The sequence below is a fragment of the Sediminibacillus halophilus genome (genome assembly GCF_900103695.1).
GTDB classification, from domain to species: domain Bacteria; phylum Bacillota; class Bacilli; order Bacillales; family Amphibacillaceae; genus Sediminibacillus; species Sediminibacillus halophilus.
In genome coordinates this window covers 646,245-672,503 of the sequence record NZ_FNHF01000001.1, presented here as the reverse complement: position 1 = coordinate 672,503, position 26,259 = coordinate 646,245, and the positions used below count along the sequence as shown (strand labels likewise).

General features: G+C 42.9%; 24 protein-coding genes. 12 read left to right on the top strand and 12 right to left on the bottom strand.

Annotated features, from left to right (window positions below):
* The first annotated feature begins 2 nt into the window (after positions 1-2).
* On the top strand, positions 3-2,615 hold the full coding sequence (locus BLR82_RS03445; RefSeq protein ID WP_074597591.1) for a YfhO family protein: 2,613 nt from the start codon (positions 3-5) through the stop codon (positions 2,613-2,615).
* 293 nt (positions 2,616-2,908) lie between these two features.
* On the opposite strand, the gene BLR82_RS03440 is transcribed toward BLR82_RS03445, so the two are convergent.
* Positions 2,909-3,274 (bottom strand): DoxX family protein, encoded by a 366-nt coding sequence (locus BLR82_RS03440; protein ID WP_245693634.1) that lies wholly within the window; start codon positions 3,272-3,274, stop codon positions 2,909-2,911.
* 148 nt (positions 3,275-3,422) lie between these two features.
* Here BLR82_RS03440 and BLR82_RS03435 point away from each other — a divergent pair, with 148 nt between their 5' ends.
* Positions 3,423-4,463: an ATP synthase beta subunit C-terminal domain-containing protein gene (locus BLR82_RS03435; protein WP_074597590.1), complete on the top strand. Its 1,041-nt coding sequence runs from the start codon at positions 3,423-3,425 to the stop codon at positions 4,461-4,463.
* A 217-nt stretch (positions 4,464-4,680) separates the two neighbouring features.
* On the opposite strand, the gene BLR82_RS03430 is transcribed toward BLR82_RS03435, so the two are convergent.
* A complete protein-coding gene (locus BLR82_RS03430; RefSeq protein ID WP_074597589.1) occupies positions 4,681-6,198 on the bottom strand; it encodes an HD-GYP domain-containing protein in 1,518 nt (505 codons plus the stop codon).
* 200 nt (positions 6,199-6,398) lie between these two features.
* Between BLR82_RS03430 and BLR82_RS03425 the strand changes: the two genes are divergently transcribed.
* Genes BLR82_RS03425 through BLR82_RS03410 form a run of 4 tightly spaced genes read left to right on the top strand, consistent with a single transcriptional unit; the run spans position 6,399 to position 9,672 of the window.
* Positions 6,399-7,373: an ATP-binding cassette domain-containing protein gene (locus tag BLR82_RS03425; protein ID WP_074597588.1), complete on the top strand. Its 975-nt coding sequence runs from the start codon at positions 6,399-6,401 to the stop codon at positions 7,371-7,373.
* A 1-nt stretch (position 7,374) separates the two neighbouring features.
* Positions 7,375-8,205, top strand: a complete 831-nt coding sequence (locus tag BLR82_RS03420) for an ABC transporter permease (RefSeq protein WP_074597587.1) — start codon at positions 7,375-7,377, stop codon at positions 8,203-8,205.
* 49 nt (positions 8,206-8,254) lie between these two features.
* The gene (locus tag BLR82_RS03415) at positions 8,255-8,770 is read left to right on the top strand and encodes an NUDIX hydrolase (protein ID WP_074597586.1); all 516 of its coding nucleotides are present in this window, start codon (positions 8,255-8,257) and stop codon (positions 8,768-8,770) included.
* 56 nt (positions 8,771-8,826) lie between these two features.
* A complete protein-coding gene (locus BLR82_RS03410; protein ID WP_074597585.1) occupies positions 8,827-9,672 on the top strand; it encodes a dimethylarginine dimethylaminohydrolase family protein in 846 nt (281 codons plus the stop codon).
* A gap of 114 nt (positions 9,673-9,786) precedes the next feature.
* Here BLR82_RS03410 and BLR82_RS03405 read toward each other — a convergent pair whose 3' ends face one another.
* The gene (locus tag BLR82_RS03405) at positions 9,787-10,068 is read right to left on the bottom strand and encodes a putative periplasmic lipoprotein (protein WP_074597584.1); all 282 of its coding nucleotides are present in this window, start codon (positions 10,066-10,068) and stop codon (positions 9,787-9,789) included.
* Between the two features lie 369 nt (positions 10,069-10,437).
* Between BLR82_RS03405 and BLR82_RS03400 the strand changes: the two genes are divergently transcribed.
* From BLR82_RS03400 to BLR82_RS03390, 3 genes are read left to right on the top strand one after another with little or no spacing between them, the layout of a single operon-like run.
* Positions 10,438-10,746, top strand: a complete 309-nt coding sequence (locus BLR82_RS03400; protein ID WP_074597583.1) for a hypothetical protein — start codon at positions 10,438-10,440, stop codon at positions 10,744-10,746.
* Between the two features lie 27 nt (positions 10,747-10,773).
* The gene (locus tag BLR82_RS03395; RefSeq protein ID WP_074597582.1) at positions 10,774-12,126 is read left to right on the top strand and encodes a cytochrome ubiquinol oxidase subunit I; all 1,353 of its coding nucleotides are present in this window, start codon (positions 10,774-10,776) and stop codon (positions 12,124-12,126) included.
* 23 nt (positions 12,127-12,149) lie between these two features.
* Positions 12,150-13,193 (top strand): cytochrome d ubiquinol oxidase subunit II, encoded by a 1,044-nt coding sequence (locus BLR82_RS03390; protein ID WP_074597581.1) that lies wholly within the window; start codon positions 12,150-12,152, stop codon positions 13,191-13,193.
* 56 nt (positions 13,194-13,249) lie between these two features.
* Here the strand turns inward: BLR82_RS03390 and leuD are convergent, their stop codons facing one another.
* From leuD to ilvE, 8 genes are all read right to left on the bottom strand, one after another.
* Complete coding sequence (gene leuD, locus BLR82_RS03385) at positions 13,250-13,831, bottom strand: 3-isopropylmalate dehydratase small subunit (protein WP_074597580.1); 582 nt, start codon at positions 13,829-13,831, stop codon at positions 13,250-13,252.
* A 12-nt stretch (positions 13,832-13,843) separates the two neighbouring features.
* On the bottom strand, positions 13,844-15,268 hold the full coding sequence (leuC, locus tag BLR82_RS03380) for a 3-isopropylmalate dehydratase large subunit (protein ID WP_074597579.1): 1,425 nt from the start codon (positions 15,266-15,268) through the stop codon (positions 13,844-13,846).
* 36 nt (positions 15,269-15,304) lie between these two features.
* Positions 15,305-16,411 carry a 3-isopropylmalate dehydrogenase gene (gene leuB, locus BLR82_RS03375; protein ID WP_074597578.1) on the bottom strand — a complete coding sequence of 369 codons (1,107 nt, stop codon included), beginning with the start codon at positions 16,409-16,411 and terminating at the stop codon, positions 15,305-15,307.
* A 55-nt stretch (positions 16,412-16,466) separates the two neighbouring features.
* Positions 16,467-18,011, bottom strand: a complete 1,545-nt coding sequence (locus tag BLR82_RS03370) for a 2-isopropylmalate synthase (protein ID WP_074597577.1) — start codon at positions 18,009-18,011, stop codon at positions 16,467-16,469.
* Positions 17,998-19,032 (bottom strand): ketol-acid reductoisomerase, encoded by a 1,035-nt coding sequence (ilvC, locus tag BLR82_RS03365; protein WP_074597576.1) that lies wholly within the window; start codon positions 19,030-19,032, stop codon positions 17,998-18,000. Before ilvC ends, BLR82_RS03370 begins: the two co-directional genes overlap by 14 nt.
* A gap of 57 nt (positions 19,033-19,089) precedes the next feature.
* Positions 19,090-19,614 (bottom strand): acetolactate synthase small subunit, encoded by a 525-nt coding sequence (ilvN, locus tag BLR82_RS03360; RefSeq protein ID WP_074597575.1) that lies wholly within the window; start codon positions 19,612-19,614, stop codon positions 19,090-19,092.
* Positions 19,611-21,332 (bottom strand): acetolactate synthase large subunit, encoded by a 1,722-nt coding sequence (gene ilvB / locus BLR82_RS03355; protein WP_074597574.1) that lies wholly within the window; start codon positions 21,330-21,332, stop codon positions 19,611-19,613. The genes ilvN and ilvB overlap by 4 nt, the downstream gene beginning before the upstream one ends.
* Before the next feature lie 422 nt (positions 21,333-21,754).
* Positions 21,755-22,663 (bottom strand): branched-chain-amino-acid transaminase, encoded by a 909-nt coding sequence (ilvE, locus tag BLR82_RS03350; protein WP_074597573.1) that lies wholly within the window; start codon positions 22,661-22,663, stop codon positions 21,755-21,757.
* A gap of 929 nt (positions 22,664-23,592) precedes the next feature.
* On the opposite strand from ilvE, the gene BLR82_RS03345 reads away from it, so the two are divergent.
* Together BLR82_RS03345 and BLR82_RS03340 are read left to right on the top strand one after the other, a co-directional pair.
* Positions 23,593-23,793 carry a cold-shock protein gene (locus BLR82_RS03345; RefSeq protein WP_053219883.1) on the top strand — a complete coding sequence of 67 codons (201 nt, stop codon included), beginning with the start codon at positions 23,593-23,595 and terminating at the stop codon, positions 23,791-23,793.
* Positions 23,794-23,879: 86 nt separating this feature from the next.
* A complete protein-coding gene (locus tag BLR82_RS03340) occupies positions 23,880-24,344 on the top strand; it encodes a DUF6884 domain-containing protein (RefSeq protein ID WP_074597572.1) in 465 nt (154 codons plus the stop codon).
* Between the two features lie 37 nt (positions 24,345-24,381).
* Here BLR82_RS03340 and BLR82_RS03335 read toward each other — a convergent pair whose 3' ends face one another.
* A complete protein-coding gene (locus BLR82_RS03335; RefSeq protein ID WP_074597571.1) occupies positions 24,382-24,906 on the bottom strand; it encodes a GNAT family N-acetyltransferase in 525 nt (174 codons plus the stop codon).
* Positions 24,907-25,126: 220 nt separating this feature from the next.
* On the opposite strand from BLR82_RS03335, the gene BLR82_RS03330 reads away from it, so the two are divergent.
* A complete protein-coding gene (locus BLR82_RS03330; RefSeq protein WP_074598252.1) occupies positions 25,127-25,987 on the top strand; it encodes a manganese catalase in 861 nt (286 codons plus the stop codon).
* Positions 25,988-26,259: the final 272 nt, after the last annotated feature.

Genomic DNA, 26,259 nt, shown 5'->3' with positions numbered 1-26,259 from the left:
CTATGAGAAATTATAACTACTTCGCGAAGCTGATTGCTTTTAGTGTGGTGGCTGCGATTGCAGCTCACGGATTTTTTTTATATCAATGGGGGCAGGGAGGCTTGATGGCCGGTCCTAATGATGGGCTTTCGCAAATGGCCCCGTTCAGAAGCATGCTTTATCAACAATTTACGGACGGTAATTTGTTCTATTCCTATATTTACGGGCTTGGAGGGAGCACATTCACCCAGCTTGCCTATTACTATGGAATTAATATTTTCTTTTACATAACAACTGCAGCTGTTTACGGTTTGGAGTTATTGTCGCTTGTAAAAGAACCGAATGTATTGTTTTGGGCACAAGCAACTGTATTTATAAGTGTTATACGGTTGTCGATTGTGCTAATTTTAACCACTTGTTTATTCCGCTACATGCAGTTGAAGGCCGTCCCGGCATTTATCGGGGCTTTATTATACGGATCATGTGTGATGTACTTCCGCCACGTTACTTACTGGGAGTTTTTTAGTGATGCTTTTCTATGGCTTCCATTGTTGGTGTTTGGGGTCGAAAAGGTAATAAGGGAACAGAAGCCGGGTTGGTTGATCATGGCAGTGGCGGTGTCTCTATTTGATAACTTTTACTTCGCTTTTATCAATTTCTGTTTCATCGGATTATATATTTGCCTGCGCTGGGCGATCCGATTGACACCGGAAGAACCGAAGCAGAAAGTGCAAATACGTCAGTTTAGCCTGGCGGTGCTCTTGGGGTTTGGAATAGGGTCTGTAGGCTTTGTCCCTGCTGTGTGGGGATTGTTTCATAATTATCGACCTGACTATGAACATTACATTCCTTTATTAGACAATACAAGCAATATATTATATGACAGCCATCTTTATCTACTTCCTGCCATATTTGTATTGTTCGTATTTGTATTTCCTTTGTATCGCATCCGGGTATTCCGTCTGTTTGCGTTGATGGCAATACTATTCACTTTCCTGCATTTCGTCCCGTTGGCTGCCAGTTTTTTTAATGGAATGTCTGCACCTCAGCACCGATTTGAGTATTTAGGTTTCTTCTCGATAGGCGGTACTGTCGCTGCTGGCTTACAGCACCTCAATCGGTTAGATTACCGTGTGTTGATACCTTCTGCCGTACTGATGGTTTATAGCTACATTGCTTTTTACGTGATGGATGATTCTTTATCTTTGAAGGAGATGCTTCCTTTCATCATCGTATGCACGGCGATAGGGGTCTTGCTATTGTCAGTCACCGCAGCGAGGTTTCGTGTTGTCATGCCTTGGTTGGTTGGTTTTATTCTCCTGTCTCATTTCGTGACTGTTAATCAGTTCCAACACGATAAGCTCTATGAGGCTGGAAGGGTGAAGGAATCGACAAAGGCGTATGTAGAGAGCAATGATTACTTTTCGAAAGAACAACAAAACTTGATAGATCATGTGCTCGCCTCAGATGATACAGTGCTGCCGAGAGTTGAGTGGAAGACTGATGGAAGGAATAATACACCGCTTATTCAGAGCTTCCCGGGGACGAGTGTCTATTCCAGCATTTTAAACAAAGAATTGTTGTTTTTTTATTATTACGATTTGCAGATTGATATGAAAAGGGAGAGCGTCAGCCGTTATTCAGGTTTCGGTGACCGCGCTAATTTGCACAGTCTGTTTGGCGGTAACTATATCATGTATGAAAAAAACAAGGAGAAAAACATCCCTTATGGATTTACGGAATACATGGAAAGTGACCACTACGTTGTTTATCAAAACCGTAACACGCTTCCATTTGTCCGTACGTCGGACAATATTTACACGGAAGAGGCTTTGAGTGATGCTTCTGTACTTGATCGAGAGCATGCTATGTTGGATGGAATCATACTGGAACAAAGCTCGCAACAATCAGCTGAAATAAATACTGTGCCTAATTTAATCGAGCAAACTACTATAGAACCAATCGATGCAACCTATACAGATGGTCAGTTGAATGTATCTGGCGAGACAGGTGGAATAGACATTCATACTAACCAGATTGGAGGATCCTATGAGGATTTTTACGTATCTTTCTACTTATTGAACAATGATAAGCACGCATCGCTTTTCCCTTTACATGTTAATGATTTTAAAACGAGCAGGAAATCAAGACAATCAATTTACCGGACAAAAGTGAATGAAATGACCGTTCGTATACCGAGGGAGGAAGTTATTTCACTCAGGGTACCTGAAGGAAGCTATACACTTGAAAATATTAGCTTATATGGTGAGGATTACCAGGAACTCGAGGAGGCTGCCGGAAATACGCAAAACAATGCACAGGTTGACATAGATGGTAATAAGATTGAAATATCCATTGACAACGAGAATAGGGACAGGTATCTTACGGTACCAATACCATTCGAAAAAGGTTGGCATGTTTATATTAATGGGGAAAAGCAAAAAATTCGCAAAGCGAACTACGCTTTTTTGGGTACGAGAATCAAACCGGGCCACAACGAAATCAAAATGGTTTACTATCCTCCTTACTTTGGCATTACTATAACATTGGCAATGCTTTCAGCAGGTGTTTCTGCTTTTTGGATTTTATGGAGAAGGAATAAAAGAAAAAAGAGAGTGGGACAAACCTTGAATTGACTTGAAAATACCGAACGATAACAGAAAAACAAGTTGTGTTTTTGGGATACCAAGAAAGGGCGAATAATGTCGGCGTGATTGTGGATCCACCCCGTGAAAAGGAATAAAACTGTCCCATATTTTTAGGCCGGAAAAGCAAACCGAACCATTCTAATCGTTCGGTTTGCTTTGTTACTATTTTTTATTACAACCGATCTCCTGATATATTTTACCCTATCTTTCCCTTTCCGAAAGCTCTACTACTCAGGCTGGTTTGCTTTCCAGGTGTGTAAGTGATACACGCTGTGCTCTTCTCACTTTCCGTAGCTTTTCCAGAGGATTGCTAATAATATGATCAAGATGATATCCAGCCTCGCTTCAAAAGCGAAAGACAAGAAACCTGCATGTAATAGTGGGATTTTGGTCAGCAACAAGGCGCAAATCATGATTGCAAGTAATGGAACAACTGCTCTTTTCACGTAAAATTGAAACAAAATAAATCCCCCACCAATGACCTCAGTTAACGCTACCAGTAAAAGAATCGTTGCAGGACTGGGGATGCCTATATTTGCAAACACTTCCTTGAAGCTTGGGTCAAGCAATTTAATCAAACCTGAGGCGATGAACACATAAGCGACCCCATATCGAATGAGGTGTAAGGAATGGATAGGTCCTCGCAAATTTTACTCCTCCTCAATTGTTTTTCTTTTACCTTATGCGGTATGTAGGACAGCCTATGCTAAAAAAATGAACTTCTTAAAATTTACTGAAAATATATTTGCTTTTAAAAGTAAAATATATTACTTTATATAGTAAGGAGGCGATTAGTTGGAGGATTTGAAGCTTAATGTTAGTTTACTGCGTAAACGGGTTCCAAATTTAACAGTTGCAGCCCGTTCTGTTGGTCTAAGGCCAGCAACCGTATCCAATCTTTGTACAGGGAAAATCCCGTTGGCGCGGGCAGAGGTGAAAACATTGGTCCGTTTGGCCTCTTTAGCAAACTGTAAAGTGGACGACTTGATTATTCAAAGGGGAGAGGAAAAAATGATCGAAACTGGAATCAAGGTGTTGGATTTATTTGCTCCGCTTGTAAAGGAAGGAAAAACGGGATTTGTAGCCAGACCTGGAATGGGTCAACTCGTTTTGTTGGCGGAAGTTTTTAATCGTTTAAAGAAGCAAGGTTTTCGTTCCGTGTTTTTTGCAGGTGATAACAACAATATTGCTGATGCAGTTGCAGAAGCGGAATTTCACAGTACATCTGCCGAAGAGATCCTCGCTTGCATTGAGAAATACCAGCCAGCAGACATTATCCTGGGGGTGGACCGCAGGATTTATTTATCGGAAGACTTTTACCAATTAGAAGATCGCTTCTATGAACGTGGTATAAATAATATTACATTCGCGATTGTTGACACGAGTGGAGAGGCAGTTGATGAAGAGTTGCCATATGGACCACTTGAAACCCTTTGGGAATTTGATATGGAATTGGCAGCCAAACATTCCTATCCTGCTGTAAATCCTTTGACCTCGATTTCGACCGTTTTGGAAGAAATTAATTTGGACAGTGGCCATATGGAAGTGCAGCAGCAAGCACGTAAAGTTCTTCGCAGATCAAAAGAATTAACATATCTCGTAGAACAACGAGGAGTAGGCAATCTTTCAGAGGCCGACAAGAACACGTTTGAAAGAGGCAAAAAACTAGAAGCTTTTTTGACCCAGCCACTATTTGTTGCAGAAGAATTTTCTAATCAGCCCGGACAGTCTGTAACGCTTTCGGAAACGTTAAAAAATGTAAAAGCAATTTTGCATGGGGAAGTAGATAAAATAGCTGTCGATGATTTGAAATATATAGGCTCCCTGTCGGTCTGAGGATATTTCGTGTGCATATGGTTATTGCAATGGAGAATGAAACATGGTATATTTGTTTGGCGATGAGCTAATTTGCATAAGACGAACAGACATGCATCATGCTAAACGCCGAAATGTGGTCGGCGGTCTTTCGCCGCAAACGTAAAGCCCTCTGCCAGGACAGGGGGCTTTTTTATATGTATAAAACAAAGGAGGTCCTCTTTTTAAGTGGACCTCCTTACTCGTTTACAGCCTTCAAACTTGCTTGTTTTCTGTATTCTGTCTGATACCATGCGATAAACAAGTCGACAAAGCGGGGATCCCATTGCGATCCCTTCCCTTCTTCCAAAATGGCAAATGCTTTTTTAAATGACATTCCTTTTCGATAATTGCGATCAGACGTCATTGCGTCGAAAGCATCAGCCACTGCCAGAATTCTCCCGAACAAAGGGATACTTTCACCCGCCAGTCTGTCAGGGTATCCATATCCATCAAAACGTTCATGATGATGGCGAACACCAGGAAGCAGAGGCGTAATCGCCTCGCTGGGCTGGATCTCCTGCAGGATTTGTTCGCCAATGATAGTGTGAAGCTTAATCGTTTCATATTCAGATGTTGTAAGTTTTCCGTCTTTTAATAGAATTTCGTCTCGGATGCCGATTTTCCCAATGTCGTGAAGCAGTGCAGACTGTTTAAGTAAGGCAAGTTCACTCTCTGACAAGCCGTATCTGCGGCCGATATGCTGTGCATATTCAGCAACACGTATGGAGTGGCCGGCAGTGTATGGATCTCTGGCATCGAGCGTGGCAGCGAAAACAGTGAAAAAGCTGTCATGCAGTTGCTCTGACATTTGTTTCTTTTCCAAAATGGAATCAACCATATGGTTAAAGCCATTGATCAAATCCCTGAACTCATCTGAATAGTAATTGTTTAACTTAGCAAGGTCTCCTGCTTCTACTTTCCGCATACCATTTTGCAGTTGTTCGACCGGTTCTTGAATATCATGGCTTAACAGGTTGGAGCCGAACAGAGCAAAAGCTAAAACGATTATCACAACAATTACAGCCCAAACAATATATTCCATCAAAAAGGCGGAACCTGATTCGTGAAGCCGGAGGGTGGTTGCTGCAGCGAATAGCAACATCGGAAAGACACTAAGTAAAGCGGCACTAAAATAAAACTTCTTTTTGATTGACAATAACAAATGTGCCCCATGTGAAATATCTCTTTGAAACAGCTCATTCCCTTTCTCTTTTAAAAATTTCATAACCCGGCGCATGACGAGGCTTGTTAGATAATACTCAATCATCCCATGCATGAAAGCAATCAGCAATGCTGCAATGCAGGCGATAAAAGCATAGTAGTAAGGAAAAGACAGCAACCCTGTATTAATGGCTAAAATCGTTAAAATAGCGGCCGGAGCTGTGATGCCGATAAAATGTGGCAGGATAATCCGTTGAAAGGAAAGCAGTGGAAAACGGTGCGCGCACTGGTAGGCAGCTTCTACTCTCAATAGCGTTGGCCGTCTATATTTCAATACTTTTTTTATCGGAGCAATTTGTTTAGAATAAGCGCTATACTCCATTATCAACATCACTATAAAAGATACCATAACAAGCCCGAGAATAACGATGGTCTCCGATTTAGAAACCTGTAAGGGATGAAATATAAATATTCTGCAGAAGACAAAGACAGCAATGAGGGAGCCGATTAAATAATTGAGCAATAATTTAATGGCCAGTTTGTTATATGACATGGGTTTACCATCCTAGTTTGCTTATTGTTGTAGGGTTATATTTTATTATAATAAATTTTGTCGAAAAAATGGGGGATTTGTCATAACTTTTTTAAAATGAAGGTCTGTTATTTATGATACTATAGTTAACATGTGAAATGTTCTTATTCGAACTTGTTTTCGGAAGGATGAGGGAAAATAACAGGTAATGGGGGGACATGATGAATAATATTGTGGAAGTAAAGGGACTTAAAAAAAACTATAAGGGTTTCCTGGCAGTGACAGGTGTCGATTTTGAAGTGGGAGAAGGCGAGATCTTTGGCTTTCTTGGACCGAATGGCGCGGGAAAAAGCACAACAATTAATATGCTGTCGACAATCATCAAACCTTCTGAGGGAAAGGCAAGCATCAATGGGTTTGATATAGTAGCCGACAAAAACAAGGTCCGATCAAGTATTGGCCTTATTTTTCAGGAATCAACACTGGATGAAAAATTGACCGCTAATGAAAATTTGATGCTTCATTGTAAATTTTACGGTGTGCCGAAAGAAAAACGGGAAGAGAGAATTAACGAAGTGTTGGAAATCGTCGATCTCAAAGACAAACGAGGAAATATTGTAGATACCTTTTCTGGCGGGATGAAACGCAGGCTGGAGATAGCCCGTGGCTTGTTGCATTATCCGAGAGTACTGTTTCTCGATGAGCCGACCGTAGGATTGGATCCGCAGACCCGAAACCATATTTGGGAATATATACTCCGACTAAAAGAAAAAGCGGGAATCACGATTTTTTTGACTACCCATTATATGGATGAAGCGGAGATATGTGACAGGGTTGCCGTCATGGACCATGGGAAATTAATCGCTCTTGATACTCCTGATCAGTTGAAAACCAATGTTGGCGGAGACATTATTGAAATCGAAACAGAAAACAATCAGGAAGCGAAGGCAGTTCTTATCGAGAAATATGAAGTTGAAGTGAAAGAGGCAGGCGGATCCCTTACTTTTCAGGTGGACAAAGGGAGCGAATTTCTTGTTCAATTCGTCAAAAACTTTGATATCCCTATAAAGACAGTCAATCTTAGGCGTCCGACTTTGAATGATGTTTTTTTAGCGTTGACTGGAAGAGAAATACGGGAAGAGACGGCCTCTTCCAAAGAGAAAGTGAAGACCGGTATGAGAAGGGGGCGTAGATAAAATGGAAGCTATTTATGCGATTTGGCAACGTGACGTCCTGAAATTTTTTCGAGACCGAGCAAGGCTGATTGGTTCTTTTGCCATGCCTTTTATGTTTTTAATCCTTTTTGGAAGCGGTATGAGCGGTGCGATAGGCTCGATGGTGGGTGGAGAAGCAGCTGCCGGACCGCTACGTGATTTTGATTTCGTGGAATTCATGTTTCCGGGGATAATCGGCATGACTGTTTTCAATACGGCAATTTTTTCTGCATTGTCGGTTGTCCAGGATCGGGAATTCGGCTACTTGCGTGAAATTTTGGTTTCACCGATGTCAAGGACATCTATTGCAATTGGAAAGGTGCTTGGTGGAAGTACAGTTGCCTTATTCCAAGGACTGATGATGCTCGTTTTTGTTCCATTCATTGGCGTATCCATTACGATACCTATTATTCTCCAATTAATTCCTGTTATGTTCTTAGTGGCTTTTGCCATTTCATCGATTGGTCTATTGATTGCTACTAGCCTAAAGACTTCCCAGGGCTTTCAGATGGTCATTCAAGTCTTGATATTTCCGATGCTGTTTTTGTCCGGGGCACTGTTCCCATTAAACGGTATGCCTGCATGGATGGATTTTTTGGTGAAAATCAATCCTTTGACGTATTCAGTTGACATGTTTAAAAAGATCATTCTTCAGCCTGAGGGTTTAGCACCTGCTTTGCGAGAAGCAATGGGATTAAATCTGTCTGTTTTCGGCCATGTCATTTCTTTTTCTGAAGAAATGATGGTTGTCCTTATTCTCAGTATTTTGTTTGTTGTATTGGCCACAGTGCGATTCAATCGATCAGAAGCTTAACTTTTACCAATTAAAAGTATAAATACAAACTAAAAGGGGGACAGAAGAAATGGTGGAACATCAGACTGTTATAGAGGCCAGTGGGATGAAAATCATTACGAACAAATACGACAAAACGTATTTCCATAAGAAGGATAACCAGTCAGTGGTTCTGCTTGCAAGAGACGGTGACTCATTTATTCTGATTCGGCAATATCGTGAACCAGTAAACGACTTTGTTGTCCAGCTTCCCGGAGGAGGGGTTCATCCTGAAGAGAGTTTAGATGCTGCAGTGAAACGTGAATTCGCTGAAGAAACAGGATTATGCTGTGAGGAAGCCATGTATTTAGGGAAAATATATGCTGCATCCTGGATGTCGAACGATATCACACATGTTTACTACAGTGAAGCAGTTAGCAGTGGAGCCGGACAAAAATTAGAAGTCCATGAGAAAATAGACGTATTAAAAATTCCAATTGCCGAGTGTATCGAGAAAATCAAGCAAAGTGTTTACAATGATACAGAGCTTTGCTTTGCGGTGCTTCAAGTCTCCTTGCGAGGTTTTTTGTTGCCTGATAGACAATAATTTCCCACCAGTCCGGTCATAATAAACGGAAACGTTTATTATCGGAGGGGTAGCGAATGGAAATTAAAAGTGCGTACACCAATTGTTATAGTGAGTATGGGCGACTTAAAAGAGTGGTCTTGTGCGAACCTCAATACATGACGATCCGGGATGTCATCAATGAAGTGCAAAAGAAATTTAAAAATGAAGGGATTCATATTGAAAAAGCAGTTCGGCAGCATCGCCAGTTTGTGAGCAAGCTTCGTGAATCCGGAGTGGAAGTAGTATTGCTGCCTTATCATAAAAAGTTTCCGGAACAGGTTTTCACTCGTGATATCGGTTTTACACTCGGTGAGACTATTTTTGTTGCAGAAATGGCCAGTAAGGTGAGAAAAGGGGAACAGGACCAGTTAAAACAATGGCTCGAGGATGAAACAATATCTTACTATAACCTTATCGGCAACCAGATAGAAGGTGGAGATGTCATGATTGACGGAGATGTGATTTATGTAGGTCTCAGCAATCGGACGAACCGGCAGGCGGCCGAGCATTTAAGTAAACTATTGACCAATTTTACAGTTATTCCAGTTCCGTTTGTAGAAAAATTTTTGCATCTCGATTGTGTGTTTAACGTGATTTCTCCCACAGAGGCATTGTTTTATCCCGAAGCACTCGGACAAAAAGAGATCGATTTGCTTGCGTCAAAATATGATTTAATCGAAGTAACAAAAGAAGAACAATTCAGGCTTGGAACGAATGTTTTAAATATCGGTAACAAGCAAATTTTCAGCCTCCCTGTAAACAAACAGGTGAATGAGCAGCTCAGGGCCAGAGGTTACCAGGTTATTGAAGTGGATATAAACGAAATCATCAAGTCCGGAGGCTCTTTTCGATGTTGTACGCTGCCGTTGCTTAGAGATTGATGAGGCAGAGGCGTTTGATTTGGCAGTCTCTCTTCAGAACTAATAGCAAAAGGTATGCTCCTTGTTTCAGAAGTATGGGAGCATACCTTTTTTGTGTCTGTTATTAGCATGAAGCTATTTATTAAACTCAATGTTTTCCACCACAATTTGTTCTGGGTCCCAGTCTTTATCAGGGTTTGTATCAATTAATTCAGCAGTCACCTGTTGCCCAACCTTAAATTCCTCTGGATTTTCCACCATGATGGGATTGCCATCAATGTAAAGTAATTGTTTCTCATCATCAATCAAAGTAACTTCTCCTTCTACATCGATTTTTTCGGCAACATTATTTTGTTGACAGCCGGTCAACAGGCCGACTGAAACCGCTAAAGCAACCATTAGGAGTATCTTATGCATGTTTTTTCTCTCCTGCTGCAGATTATTGTTTGTAATTGTTACCCATCTGTTGAAAAAGGTAAACCTGCAAAAGGATGCCAAGAAGAGGTTTGTAACGGAGTGTTTTACCGGGAGTGTGTTTTAAGAGGAAACAGTCCATCTGAGTTTTAAAAAGGGGAGGTAAACTCTAAATGCATATAAATACTGGAACGATGTTTCCTCTTATTATATATTGACGATTTCATCGGTATAATAGTTTCACTTTTTTAATTTTTTACACTGTTAAACAATAATGCATAGAGGCGGAAGGTTATGGGCAGATTACTAGCGATGTCTTGTTTGAACAGAAAATGGAAGCTTGTCAGCTGTCTGAAGGAGTGCGACATTTGTATGAAGACAAAAGTGATACTGCTCTTAGTTTTAATGGGAATCATGGGGTCAATGCCCGTTTTTGCTTCACCAGAGAAAGTGGAAGAATCCACAGAAGAACATAACTGGGAACGAATGGACACAGAGTATGAAGTGGTTCCTGTAGATACCCATACATATACTGTTTGGAGAAACTTTATTCGGCACACACGCAAATGCGATATTTCACATCGAATAAAAACGGATGTCTGGTACTGTGACTTGCATCATCATACCCGGAGTTCTTCCACCATTGAGGAGATTATTCATAGTGAAAAGCATAGCCATTAATCTTTAAATCATAATGATGTCAAAATCATGAGATGGAAAAGGGGGAGCTTCGTGGATCATTTGGAAACGGCAAGGGCCATGTTTGGTACAACCATGGCTTTTCATATTATATTTGCTACGTTGGGCGTTGGCATCCCGCTTATGGTTTTGTTTGCTGAGCTCTTCTATCAAAAAACAAAGGATCGGGATTTTGCCGTGATGGCCAACCGTTGGACAAAAGGGTTTGCTGTTCTACTCGGAGTGGCAATTCCTTCCGGGACAATTGCCGGTGTGCAACTGTCCCTATTATGGCCAGGATTTATGGAAGTTATTGGAGAGGTTATGGCTCTACCTTTCCAAATTGAAATTTATGCCTTTTTTGTCGAAGCATTATTCATGTCGATTTATGTATATGCCGCCGATCGAATATCTCCTTGGATGCGGATTGTCAGCTTATCCCTAGTAGCTTTGGGAGCAGTTGCTTCAGCTATTTTGATTACGAATGTTCATGCATTCGAAGGGACTCCTGCCGGCTTTCGCATAGAGAACGGCGAGATTGTCGATGTGAATCCGTGGGAGGCCTTCTTTAATCCTGCATTTTTTACTACTGCCGGACATGTGGTGGTCTCGGCTTATACGACCGGAGGGTTTGTGATAGCGTCCATTGCTGCCTTCAAAATGATGAGACAGCCTGTAGGCAGCAGACTCCGCCGTTTCCATCAGAAGGCATTACTGCTTGGATTGATTGTTGGAGGGATTTTTTCATTACTGACAGCCCTTAACGGACATGAATCGGCACAGCTTTTACATGAATACCAGCCGGAAAAGTTGGCCGCAGCTGAAGGACTATTCGAAACACAGGATTATGCTCCGCTTGCTATTGGGGGATTTACCGATAGAGAAACAGAAGAAGTTAAGTGGGCAATTGAGATACCTTGGGCACTAAGTTTCCTGTCCGGGAATCGCTTTGACACCGTTGTACAGGGATTGAACGATTTTCCGGAAAAATGGTGGCCGCCATTGTATGTTCATACCTTATTCAATGCCATGGTTGGGATTGGGTCCCTCTTGATCCTTATAGCTGCAGGCGGCCTAGGCTGGTATAAATTCATTAAAAAACGTCCTTTCCCCAAGCCTTTGATGGGCTTATTCATTGCTTCAGGCCCATTGGCGGTGTTAGCGATCGAATTCGGATGGATATTCGCTTGTACAGGAAGACAGCCTTGGGTAATATACCGGATGATGACAACCGAAGATGCTGTAACGGGAGCGACACAGCTTGGAGTACTCTTCCCATTGTTTGGTTTTGTTTATATTGTTCTCGGCATTGCGGTAATTCTCGTTTTGCGTTTCTATTTTAAAAAGCATCCGGTCCAAGATGAAATTGATATGCAAGAGTAACTAGAAGAAGGAGAGGATATCCCGTGTCGGATGTATTGATTGCCATTACGGTCCTTTGGGGATTTATTTTTATCTATTCGGTTATGGCCACCATGGACTTCGGTGCCGGCTTCTGGTCGTTGGTTTATATCAACAAGGAAAAGACCAACGCAACCAACATAGCTAATCGCTATCTATCCCCGACTTGGGAGGTTACTAATGTATTTATTGTAGCTATTGTGGTGGCTTTATTCAGTTTTTTTCCAGGTGCTACATTCACGTTGGGAACCGTTTTGCTCATTCCGGGAAGCATTATCCTTCTTTTGCTGGCTGTACGTAGTGGTTTCCTGGTGTTTTCCCACATTGCAGAAGAATACCGCAAACCTTTAACGTATATTTCAGGTGTTACGGGATTTTTGATACCGGGCTTACTGATCCTTGTACTTCCGGTGACTCATGGTAATTATATTGAGGTCCGGAATGGGGTGGAACAATTGCTTTTCGGAGAATTACTGACCAGTTATCATGCATGGTCGTTTATCGGTTTTGCTATCAGTAGTACCTTGTTTCTATCATCCTTGCTGTTAGCCGATTTTTCCAATCACGCGGATGAAGAGGAGGCGTACAAGATTTACCGTCGAGATGCGCTCCTGTTAGGTCCTGCCACACTATTGATGGCTTTCCTGGTCATGTTTACCATGCGCTATGAAGCTGCTTGGATGTATCAGGGAATGATGGAACAATTACCGTATTTGTTAGCATCTGCATTTGCATTTTTGCTGGCAGGGTTATTTCTTTATTTGCCGTTGGGCAAGCGGAAATTGGGTTGGCCGAGACTGGCTGTCATTGTCATTGTCCTCCAATATTTACTGGCAAGTTATGCGTATGGAAGGGCACATCTTCCTTATCTGGTTTATCCGACGGTTACGATAGAAGATGGGTTTACCAATCCAGACGCCTTTCGTGCTTTGTTCGTTTCTTATATTTTTGGTTTCGCTATTTTATTTCCCGGCTTCATTTACTTCTGGAAACTGTTTATGAAAGATAAACGGTATGCGAAACAACAAAAGTCAGGTTATAGTAAATAATAACGGGGCATATCTACTCAAAGCTCATAGACTGCCCCGCTTGATTTTTTGTTCGTTTAATGTGATGCTTCATAGTCGGCAATAGCCTGTTCAAGGGTAAGGGTAACAGCAATTTCATCCCAGCCGTTAAGCAGCATTTGCTTCTGGTACGCCGGAAGATCAAATTCCGCTAGAAATCCTTGTCCGTCGGTAACCTGCTGCTTCTGCAAATCTACTGATATCCGGTATTTACTGGATTCGGCCGTTTGTATCAACTTCTCTGTTTTTTGTTCACTTAAACGTATGGGGAGAATCCCGTTTTTCGTACAGTTATTATAAAAAATATCGGCGAAACTCGGAGCGATGATCACTTTAAATCCGTAATCCTGCAAAGCCCATGGTGCATGCTCCCTTGAAGACCCACAACCAAAATTTTCCCCCGCTACCAGAATGGAAGCCCCGTTGTATTTTTTATCATTCAGAGTGAAGTCAGATTTTTCTGTCCCATCCTCGTTGAAACGCCAGTTATAAAATAAAAACTTACCAAATCCTTGTCTTTCTATTCTTTTTAGAAATTGTTTCGGAATAATTTGATCGGTATCAATATTGGCTCTATTCAATGGATAAACTAATCCTTCATGCTTTCTTATCGGTTCCATATTTTTCACCCCTTACGATTGCAATGTTGCTTCGGTAAATTTTCGAACGTCGACAAAGTGGCCTTCAATCGCAGCTGCTGCAGCCATTTCAGGACTGACAAGGTGTGTCCGTGCTCCATTACCCTGCCGGCCTTCGAAGTTGCGATTGGAGGTGGAAGCACAGCGTTCTCCAGGCGGCACAATATCATCATTCATGGCAAGACACATGCTACACCCTGCGTCGCGCCATTCAAAACCCGCCTGTGTAAAAATAACATCCAATCCTTCCGCCTCGGCAGCAGTTTTGACACTGAATGAGCCAGGAACGACGATTGCCTGCACATTTCGGTGTACCTTTTTGCTTCTGACGACCTCAGCAGCCCTCCGCAAGTCACTTAATCGGGAATTGGTGCAGGAGCCGATAAATACGTGTTCAATCGGTACCTCGTCTATCGGTTGTCCGGGCTGAAGCCCCATATATTCTAACGCACGTTCGATTTCTTCTTTTTTGCTGGCAGTCTCGGCACGGGATGGATCGGGAACGTTGGCACTTACAGGTATGCACATACCTGGGTTCGTTCCCCAGGAGACCTGCGGTTCAATTTCTTCTGCATCGATTGTAACAGTGGCATCATAGACAGCCCCTGGATCAGTTGCCAGTGCTTTCCACTCCCTGGAGATTGCCTCGTATTCTTCCGGCTCTTGGGGAACATGGCGTCGTCCCTGTAAATATTCGACCGTTATATCATCCGGACTGATCAACCCTGCTCGAGCACCTGCTTCAATTGACATGTTACATACAGTCATGCGCTCTTCCATTGTCAGGTCACGGATGGCTTCTCCGGTATATTCGATGACATACCCAGTACCAAAGCGAACACCGTATTTGGCGATGATTGCCAAAATCAAGTCCTTGGAGGTGACTCCTTTTCCAAGCTTGCCGTTCACCTGGACGTTCAAGCTTTTTGGTGGTGCTTGCCATAACGTTTGTGTTGCCAGTACATGCTCGACCTCACTCGTACCGATTCCAAAAGCCAGAGCCCCGAAGGCGCCGTGTGTCGAGGTATGACTATCACCGCAGACGATTGTTTTTCCAGGCTGTGTCAAACCTAGTTCTGGTCCGATAACATGAACGATACCCTGATCGGGATGGTCGATATCTGCAAGGGAAATTCCGAACTGGCTGCAATTTTCTTTCAAGGTTTCCATTTGTTTTTTGGAAATGGCATCTTTGACAATATTCCGGTGTTTCGTGGGAACATTATGGTCCATTGTCGCATAGGTAAGCTCAGGTCTGCGCACGCTCCGATTTTTCATGCGCAGTCCTTCGAAAGCTTGGGGAGAGGTGACCTCATGAACCAAGTGCAAGTCAATATAAAGTAAGTCAGGTTTATCCTGTTCTTGATGAACGACATGCCGCTCCCAAATTTTCTCAATAATCGTTTTTGGTTTGCTCATTTTATCAACTCCCTGCAATCAAGATTTAGTCATTGTTTATGCATAACAATTAAGGATACTGACAGTAGCGCTTTGGGACTTTATCAATTCCACAATCATTTTTGTCATTTGTTCCGTACCGACCTTGTGGCCGTTTTCTATTTGTAAATCGGCAGTATGGTAGCCATCATCGAGTACTGCCTGGACTGCTGTTTCAATTGTTCGGGCTTCCTTTTCCAGTTGAAATGAATGCCTCAACATCAGTGCAGTTGACAAAATCATAGCTAAAGGATTGGCTATCCCTTTACCGGCAATATCAGGGGCTGAGCCATGGACAGGCTCATAAAGGCCGACACTGGCTTGGTTTAACGAGGCCGACGGAAGCATACCCAGCGAACCGGTTAAGACAGATGCTTCATCACTTAAAATGTCGCCAAACATATTTTCCGTTACAATCACATCGAAAGAATTCGGGTTTGTAACAAGCTTCATTGCGGCGGCATCCACAAGCATGTGCTCGACCGTTACGTCCGGATACTGTGCTTGTTTTTCCTCTACTGTTTCCCGCCAAAGTTTGCTGGACTCCAAAACGTTTGCCTTATCAACAGAAGTAAGATGTCCTTTACGTAACTGCGCACTTTGAAAAGCTTTATCGACAATTTGTTCGATTTCTTGTTTGGTATAGGCTAGTGTGTCAACAACCGATTGGCCATCAACACTGCGTTCGCTAGGTGTACCGAAGTATAAACCACCGATAAGTTCTCTTACGATCAGTAAATCACTGCCGCTGACTACTGCCTCCTTGAGCGGTGAGGCATGCAACAGGTGAGGATAGGCTTTTACCGGACGGAGATTTGCGAACAGATTGAGCGCTTTTCGAATCCCAAGTAAACCTTTCTCTGGGCGAAGGTGGGAGGGGAGACGGTCCCATTTTGGTCCGCCAACCGCTCCGAGCAGTACAGCATCTGCCTGTGTGCATGCATTTACTGTAGACTCCGGAAGGGGAGTGCCGTGCAAATCAATTGCGCAGCCTCCAATGTCCTGTGTCTCAAACGTAAAGCTATGGTCAAATTCTGCTGCAACGGCCTCGAGAACATCCTTGGCGGATTGGATGACCTCTTTTCCGATTCCGTCACCAGGAAGCAGGACAATATGTTTTTTCATTGTGGATCCTCCTGTTCAAGATTTTCTTAAAACTCCAATTTTTTCCTGGATTAGCCTAAAGCGGTGCTGTCTCCTGTACAGTCGTACTTTTATTAAGAAAGACACGATTAATTGCATTTAAAAATGCATGGGCAGCTGCTTCCAAAACATCCTGTGCAGAACCACGTCCACTTACGGTTTCTTCATTGACCGTCATATTGACGTGTACTTCAGCTAAAGCGTCCCGGCCTTTTCCAATCGAACTTAAATGAAAGTCGGTCAAATGAATGGTTTCTTCGACCAAAGCCTCGATTGTATTGTAAAGAGCTTCTACACTTCCTTGACCGGTCCTGGCTGTTTCTACTCTGGAGCCGTCCGGCGTAGTGAGAGCCACCGTTGCTGTCGGCATATTGGAAGAACCATATTGCACTTGGAACGCCTGAAGACTGTATTTTTTCAAGTCGTCAATATTTGTCTGCACATCGATTAAAATCGTGAAGAGGTCGTCATCGGTCACTTCCTTCTTTCTGTCAGTAAGCTGCTTGAACGCTTGGAACGCTTCACTGACTTTATCATCTGCAAGCTTGTAGCCAAGCTGTTCAATCTTATCTTTAAAAGCATGCCGACCGGAATGTTTTCCTAATACCAGATTGTTTGACTGGACACCAACAAGTTCTGGCGTAATGATTTCATATGTCGACGCATTTTTTAATACCCCATCCTGATGAATGCCGGATTCATGGGCAAAAGCATTACGACCGACGACAGCTTTATTGGCTGGTACGGCCATTCCGGAAAACTTGCTGACAAGATCACTTGTACGCTTAATTTCTTTTAAGCGCAAATTGGTTTGATAGGGGTATTTGTCTTGACGGATATTCAAAGCCACTGCGAATTCCTCAAGTGCTGCATTTCCGGCCCGTTCACCAATTCCATTGATTGTCCCTTCAATTTGAGTAGCGCCGTTTTCGACAGCTGCGAGTGAATTGGCCACTGCCATGCCTAGGTCATCATGACAATGTGCTGATAGTGCTACTTGATCGATGTTCGGTACGTGTTTTCTCATATAACGGAATAAAGCGCCATATTCTTCAGGAGTTGTGTAACCTACAGTATCTGGTAAATTAACTACAGTTGCTCCTGCCTCTATTACTTTTTCAACGATGGTTGCGAGGAAAGCCCGGTCGGACCTTGTGGCGTCTTCTGCAGACCATTCGACATGTGGGAATTTCTGTTTTGCATAAGTCACCATCTCGACCGCTGTCTGGATCACTTCTTCCGGTGTTTTTTTCAATTTATGCGTCATATGAATGGGGGAGGTCGCCAAAAAGATATGCAGCCGGGGTTCATCTGCATCTTTCAAAGCCTCCCAGGCAATATCGATATCAGACTTCTTCGCTCTAGCCAAACCGGTTACCGAAACATTCTTAATGGTACGGGCGATGTTCCTTACTGCTTCAAAGTCGCCTTTGGAGGAAGCGGGGAATCCCGCTTCCATAATATCCACACCAAATCGTTCCAATTGTTTTGCGATTTCCAGCTTCTCCAATTGATTTAAGTTGACCCCGGGGGATTGTTCACCATCCCGCAGGGTCGTGTCGAAGATTTTAATTGGACCCATGGGTAACCACTTCTTTCTTTTTTGAGTTCAGCGGCTGTTTGACAAACGGCATTAACTCACGAAGCTCACGGCCTACCTTTTCAATGGAGTGATTGTTTTCCTTGACATTGATTGCGTTAAACTGTGGTCGGTTTGCCTGGTTTTCCAAAATCCATCCTTTGGCAAAGGCACCAGTCTGAATATCGGAAAGTACTTCCTTCATCCGTGCTTTGGTATCTTCATTTACCACTCTTGGGCCAGAGACGAAGTCTCCCCACTGTGCTGTATCGGAAATCGAGTAGCGCATGTTTTCCAATCCGCCTTCGTACATCAAATCTACGATCAGCTTTAATTCATGCATACACTCAAAGTAAGCTACTTCCGGCTGGTATCCAGCCTCTGTCAATGTTTCAAAACCGGCTTTCACGAGACTGGTAAGTCCTCCGCAAAGTACTGCCTGTTCTCCAAACAAGTCTGTTTCTGTTTCTTCCTGGAAGGATGTTTGTAAAATTCCGGCACGACCGGCACCGATGCCTTTTGCATAAGCCAATGCTGTTTGTTCCGCTTCTCCAGTGGCATCCTGGAAAATGCCGAACAATGCTGGCACACCGGCACCTTCTTGAAAGGTTCTGCGTACAAGATGACCCGGCCCTTTAGGTGCTACCAGAAAAACATCAACGTCTGCAGGCGGCACTACTTGGTTGAAGTGGATGTTAAAACCATGGGCAAATGCCAACGCATTGCCAGGAGACAGGTTTGGCTTGATACTTTTTTCGTAAACGGTTGGCTGGAGTTCGTCCGGAAGTAAAATCATCACGACGTCTGCCTGGGCTGTGGCCTCTGCAACGGACTGAACATCCAGGCCGTCCTCGACTGCCTTATCCCATGATTTTCCTTCTCTAAGTCCCACAACGACATCAAAACCGCTTTCCCTTAAATTTAAGGCATGTGCGTGTCCTTGGGATCCGTAACCGATAATTGCAATTTTCTTTGCTCTTAAGCTTTCTTCATGAATATCATTGTGATAAAGTACTTTTGTCATTTTGTAGACATCCTTTCATTTCCATATTTGTTTTATAAAAATTGGCTTTACCAACGTTTATCTATTTAATAAAGAGTAGGAGGGGAGTTCCGCTGACTGCGGTTGGTGTCCCCGTAAAAAAGCTGTCATTCCTGTCCGCGCCAATTCTTTGATTCCATAGGGGCGGAGAAGTTCAATCAAAGCTTCTATCTTTTCTGGTTTGCCAGTGACCTGAATGGACAAACTGTCTTTTGAAACATCGATGATCGAAGCGCGGAATGGCTCGATAATTCCTTGAAGTTCGTTGCGCAGCTGGCCGGCGGAAACAACTTTTATCAAGGCCAGCTCACGGGCCACAATTGCTTTATCTGTTATATCTGTGACCTTGAGGACATCGATTTGTTTGTTTAACTGTTTCGTGAGTTGCTCCAATTTTTGATTATCTTCCACTTCTACCACCAAGGTCATTTTTGAAATACTTTCTGTTTCTGTTCTTCCGACTGAAATACTTTCAATATTAAACTGGCGTTTTTGCAATAAACCGGTAATCCGGTTAAGTACGCCGCTGCGATTTTGTACGGTAGCAGTTATGATCCGTCTCATGGTTTCACCCCGATCATTTGATGAAGTCCTTTGCCCGGCGCTATCATCGGATAGACATTCTCTTGCCGGAGTACACGGCAATCAAGGACGACAGGTCCGTTGTACGAAAATACCTCCGGAAGCAAGTCAATGAATTCTTCCTGCGTATCAATCCGGTAACCTTGAATGCCGTAACTGTCGGCCAGTTTTACAAAGTCCGGTTGTATTTGGAGCAGTGATTCTGAATAGCGCTCTTCATAAAAGGTTTCCTGCCATTGCCTTACCATCCCGAGAGCACCATTGTTAACAATGATTACCTTTACAGGCAACTGCCGTTCTTGTAGAACGGAAAGCTCCTGGAGAGTCATTTGAAATCCACCGTCTCCCACAAAGGCGATGACCGTTTCTTCCGGCTTTGCCAGCTGGGCACCGATTGCTGCGGGAAACCCGAATCCCATAGTTCCCAATCCGCCGGAGGTCACCCATCTGTCAGGTTCTTCAAATGCATAATATTGTGCCGCCCACATTTGATGCTGCCCGACATCTGTCGTGACAATGGCATTGCCATTGGTAATGTTGTGGACAGCTTCAATCAACCATTGCGGAACCATTTCTTTTGCCGGGTTTTTATACCAAAGCGGATTTTCTTTTTGATAATCAGAAAGATGCTGAAGCCAATCGTCATGATCTGAGGTGAATTCAGCATGATAGAATAGCGATTGTAAGGCAGCTTTCGAATCAGAAACGACTGGTATATGGGTTGTTACGTTTTTGCCTATTTCCGCCGGATCTATATCGATGTGTGCAACCGTTGCCTTAGGGGCAAAATGTTCCAAATTTCCAGTCAAACGATCATCAAAGCGAGCGCCGATGTTAATCAGCAAATCACACTCATAAAGCGCTCTGTTAGCTGTGAACGTACCATGCATCCCTGCCATTCCTAAAGCAAGTGGATGGGCGCCAGGAAAACTGCCAAGACCAAGCAGGGTAGTGGCAACTGGAAGAGAGTGCTTTTCGGCAAATTTTCGCAACTCTTCTGATGCACTGCCGAACATGACGCCGGCGCCAGCCAAAATAACGGGCCTCTTGGCAGTTTCCAAAGCGTTTGCCAGTTTTTTTAACTGCAAGGGATTCGGCTTGATGTTCGGTTGGTAGCCAGGCAAGTGAAAATTATCATCGTATTCATCTTCACAAGGATTAGCAGATATATCTTTTGGAATATCGACCACCACAGGACCAGGTCTTCCTGTACTGGCGATATGGAAGGCCTCCCTGACAATCCTAGGCAGGTCACTGACATGTTGAACTTGATAGTTATGTTTGGTGATAGGCGTTGTAATTCCCATGACATCTGCCTCTTGAAATGCATCAGTTCCAATTACACCACGGGCCACTTGCCCTGTGAATACGACTAGAGGCAAGGAATCAATCATAGCGTCAGCAATGCCGGTAACAAGATTTGTCGCACCTGGACCAGATGTGGCGATGACAACCCCTGGTTTCCCCGATACTCGGGCATATCCTTCGGCAGCATGGATAGCACCTTGTTCGTGCCGGGTGAGAATATGGGTGAACGATTCTCTCGCTCTGTAGATGGCATCATAAATCGGAAGAACAGCTCCTCCTGGATAACCGAATAAGATATCCACCTTTTGTTTAATCAGTGATTCAACAAGCAAATCTGCTCCTGTTTTTGTTTCGATACGGGGGGCAGTCCCCGGTTTTGTTTGTACCTTCACCTAGTAATCCCTCCTATATTGTTCGAATTTTGGGAACTTTGAAAATAAAATACATTTCACTATCAGTAACAGACTGATTTTTCTTTTAAAAAAAAAGACTTTTTCTTCCGCTGACAGACTGCGTATGTGCAGAATATCAGGGGAGAAAAAGTCTTTTCACGGTACCACCCTGTTTTTACAGCCTTCTCGCGAAGACTGCCTCGGGAAGCAAGGAATATGGATTCATTGCTTCATTGGTAACAGGCAGTTTGGATTCTGCCTGATCAGGTCTACTAAGTATAACCGTTCAGCCCGACACTCAGGGACGATGTCAGAATAAGGTGTATTTCCGGGCTTCCAGCAACCCCGGCTCTCTGTGAATACAGGATCTTATTCCTTTGTTCCCGTCATCGATTTAACTATTTTATTGTAGGCGATGCACCTTAACTTACTACTGCTTTATTGTTTAGGTCAGGGTAACACTTAACGCCGTCATTAGCGACAACTTTCCGGAATTCCTTTAACAACTGATTAGTAATTTTTCCTGGCCTGCCGTCGTCGATTTTCCTGCCATCTACTTCAACGACAGCAATGACCTCCACAGCAGTACCGGTTAAAAATACTTCATCCGCTACATAGACATCATGTCTGGTGAAAGGCGTTTCCTTGACTGTATATCCAGCTTCCTTCGCCAAATCAATGATGGCATTGCGGGTAATTCCTTCCAAGGCTCCAAGATAGACAGGAGGGGTGAAGATGGTTCCGTTTTTGATGATGAAAACATTGTCTGCGGAACCTTCTGTCACATAACCCTGATCATTAAGCATAAGCGCTTCATCGACACCTGCCTGGTTCGCTTCCAGCTTCACAAGAATATTGTTTAAATAATTTAGTGACTTAATTTGGGGATTGAGTACATCTGGCCGGTTTCTACGGCTGGCAACAGAGCCGACTCGAAGGCCGCGCTCGTAGAGTTCTTTTGGAAAAAGAGCGAGAGCTTCCGCGATTACTACCAGCCGCGGCTGTGAGCAGTTTGATGGATCTAAGCCCAGATTCCCGGAACCTCGAGAAACAACCACACGGATATAAGCATCTTCCAACTGGTTTTTACGGATCGTTTCAACAATAATCTGGGTCAGCTCCTCCTTGGTGTATGGTACTTCCAACAGGATGGAACGGGCAGATTCATAAAGCCTTTGCAGATGTTCCTCAAGTTTGAAGATATTCCCGTCATAAGCCCGGATTCCTTCAAATACCCCGTCTCCGTATAGAAATCCATGGTCATAGACTGAAACAACTGCTTCTTCTTTTTTTACGAATTGGCCACTTAGAAATATCCATTGACTACTCATACTCAACCACTCCTTTCTTGTCAAAATGTTAAATTAAGTTATCCTATTTACCGTAGCCGGTGAGGGAGTGGACCGCTGTCCTTGCCATTCAAAAAAAGTAGTTCAATCCCGGCAGTGAAAGTTTTTGTATTGCTTCATTTTCATTCGTAATTATTAGGATTGACGACAATAATACAACCATTTACAGGGGAGGTCAACAGGTAAAACATAAGTTTTCTGATAGTTTAGATAAATCAGAAAACTAGTAAGCGCTTACAATGCTTGTTTGTCAATATATCTTACAAACATAACTTTTTTTGAAATTTTTATGTAGAATTGTTCCATCTGTGTGACAAGCTATGCGGAGTGTGATTATAGAATAGAGAAGGGGTAAACTGTTCCAAATACAAAAAAAGAAAAGAACGCAGCCAAATTAAAACATAGCTAAATGAGGCCGGTTAAGTCTCTAATTGTCCTGTTAAGATAATTCTCCATGCTGCCGACCTATATCAGGCAACTCGGCAAACTGATTGTAGATCTTTTCAATTGTGATACCCGACTGCCAACCTTGGGACAAAAAGAGGGTGCTTCGTAAATTCGTTCTTCTGTTAGCGGTTTTGATACTTTATCTGAGCTAGTAAATAAAAATTCATGGTGAATTAATTGGTGTGTTTGATTTGGCATAACTCTTCATCTTCCTCCTCCATTAATTCCAAATAATTACTTATTCCACTAAAGGACGCACAGACATTTTGTCGAATGTAAGCGTCAAAAAAATTTACCAAAGATAGTTAAAAGACTTGGAAATGTCTAACGGATTTGTTATTATAATATTAGCTATTTTGTTCGTGACCGCTTCAAGTAATTGAAACGCCAACATTTTATGTTGAGGTAAGAGCAAGAATAGTAATACATGTGTGTGGAAGATCCACACAAGGAGGAAATGTTTCATGGCACAAGGAAAAGTAAAATGGTTTAACGCAGACAAAGGTTTCGGTTTTATCGAAGTAGAAGGACAAGACGATGTATTCGTTCATTTCTCTGCTATTCAAGAAGAAGGTTTCAAAACACTTGAAGAAGGTCAAGAAGTGACTTTTGATGTTGAAGAAGGAAACCGTGGACCACAAGCAGCTAACGTTGTAAAAAACTAATTTAGCTGATGATAAAAAAGGCAAACCTTAATGGTTTGCCTTTTTTTGATTTGGCCATAGCAGGATAAACAAGGAGGGAAAAGTAAATGAAATCGTTATGTATTATACCTTGCGGTAAGAAAAAAATTTGGGATAAACAGGCTGATGTAGGTCCTGTATCGGCAAGAGAAGCATATATCGGTACGTTCCATCATTTGTGTGAAACGTATGCCGACCATTTTAAGCTGGATTGGGTTGTTTTGTCTGCGAAACACGGATTCCTGCTTCCGAAGGATATTGTACCGGAAAACTATGATGTCACATTCAATCAGAAAAGTAATCAAATCGTTACCGGTGACTTCTTGGCAAACCAGGTAAAAAACAAGCACCTTGATGTTTTTCCTCGCATTGTTGTTCTTACCGGAAGAAAGTACAAGCCGTTTATATCTGCTGCTTTTTCTTTACCGAATCCAGAGATAGTTTATCCACTGGAAGGCTGCAAAGGAATTGGGCATATGCAGCAGCGCTTAAAAACAGCAGTCGCTAATGATACACCAATCCATTCGGTATAATGACGGTCAAGCGCTATCTATAACGAATGGATTTAATTTATTTTTCCTCCCACTCTCTCTTAAGCATACTCATTTCGTAATAGCTCCAAAATTCGTTCTTAACTTTTCGGACTTCTCTGATTAATCCCTCGTTTGTGAATCCTGCTTTCTCATAAGCTTTTATAGCAGGAGTATTAAAGTCAAACACACCAAGACTTACCCTGTTCAAACCGAGTTTATGAAATGCAAGCTCTAAAATTTGCTCCAACATCCTTCCGGCAACCTTCTTTCCCCTTGCCTGTTCGGTTACCATTACTTTTCCGATTCTGCCTGTTTTATGGACGTAATCGATCCGGCCAAGTGATATATGCCCCACTACCTGGCCGCTGTCGGTGTCGACGGCCTTAAAAGCATACGTCTTAGCTCCATCCTGGTTGGCAGCCTCAATATAAGCTGACAACTGACCGCGGGTCAGTGGGTAAGTGAAAGCTGGACCACTCCATTGCATCGTCAATTCCGGAGAGGTTATCCAGCTGATTAATGAGTCAAAATCGTCGGCAGTGAAATAATCTAATTCTATCATTTTTCTCCCCCTATCTACTACACTATTGTAATACATATCTATATATTTTGAAGGTGGGTTTAGCATACAAGAATTAGAAACGGCTGTTGTAAAAGAGCCTTCGATATATATTTCTCATGAAAAAACCTTTGCTTCCCCTTCACCTTTTTATTACGTGATGAATACCTAATAAAGGAGGGGCAATAACCTAACAAAACTTAACATTAAGGAAGTGGATAAATTGTTCTATCACGTAAGCGAACTGCAATATCGTTCTAAGCCTGACTGTCCGGATCCCGTTTATGCGAAAAAACTGCAAGAAGTATTAGGGGGACAGTTTGGTGAAATTTCCGTGGCCTTGCAATATTTATTTCAAGGTTGGAACACCAGAGGAGACGGTAAATATCGTGATTTATTAATGGATACCGGGACCGAGGAACTAGCACATATTGAAATGTTGGCCACCATGATAGCCAGACTCCTGGATGGAGCTCCTGATGTGGAACTGGATGAAGCTGTTCAGAACCCAGTTGTTGCTGCCATACTCGGAGGAACAAATCCACAGCATGCAATCGTATCGGGTCTTGGTGCAATGCCTGCAGACAGTGTAGGAAACCGTTGGACAGCAGATTATATTATTGCCAGTGGCAATCTGCTGGCTGATTTTCGGGCTAATTTAAACGCAGAATCCCAAGGGAGACTTCAAGTTTGCCGGTTATATGAAATGACGGACGACCGAGGGGTGAAAGACATGCTATCCTGGTTGATTGCAAGGGATACTATGCATCAAAATCAATGGCTTGCTGCAATAAGAGAGCTAGAATCGAAAGAAAATATCGTTGTGCCTAGTACGTTCCCTCGTAATCTGGAAAAGCAGGAAGTAGCTTATACCCTGTTTAATCTCTCTAACGGAAACGCTAGCGCTGAAGGACGATGGGCACATGGACCTAGCATGGATGGATGCGGTATGTTCAATTACGTAGAACACCCAGTGCCTTTTGGTAAAAAACCAAAACTTCCGCCAGCACCGCCATATATTTACAATACACCATTGTTCGCCATGCGCAACTCAGATGATTATCCGGATCCAAACATGAAATAATGGAGTCGATCTGCCTTAACGGGCAGATTTTTCTTATTTATAGAAATCCCTGTCTAAAAGTTTAATAAACGTCATCGACATAAACTGGCAACGTATACTATTATTCTGCTGTTTGTTAACTACAAAGGTTCCCTTGGGATAGAAATATGGGTACGGCCTCCACCTTGTAGAAGGGAAGAACGCCTCTTCATAGGTTATTCGAAGGCGTACTGTTTCTTAGGAACTTGCGTGTTCTGCCCCAATGATGGGAACTCACTCTATAACCCGGAAGT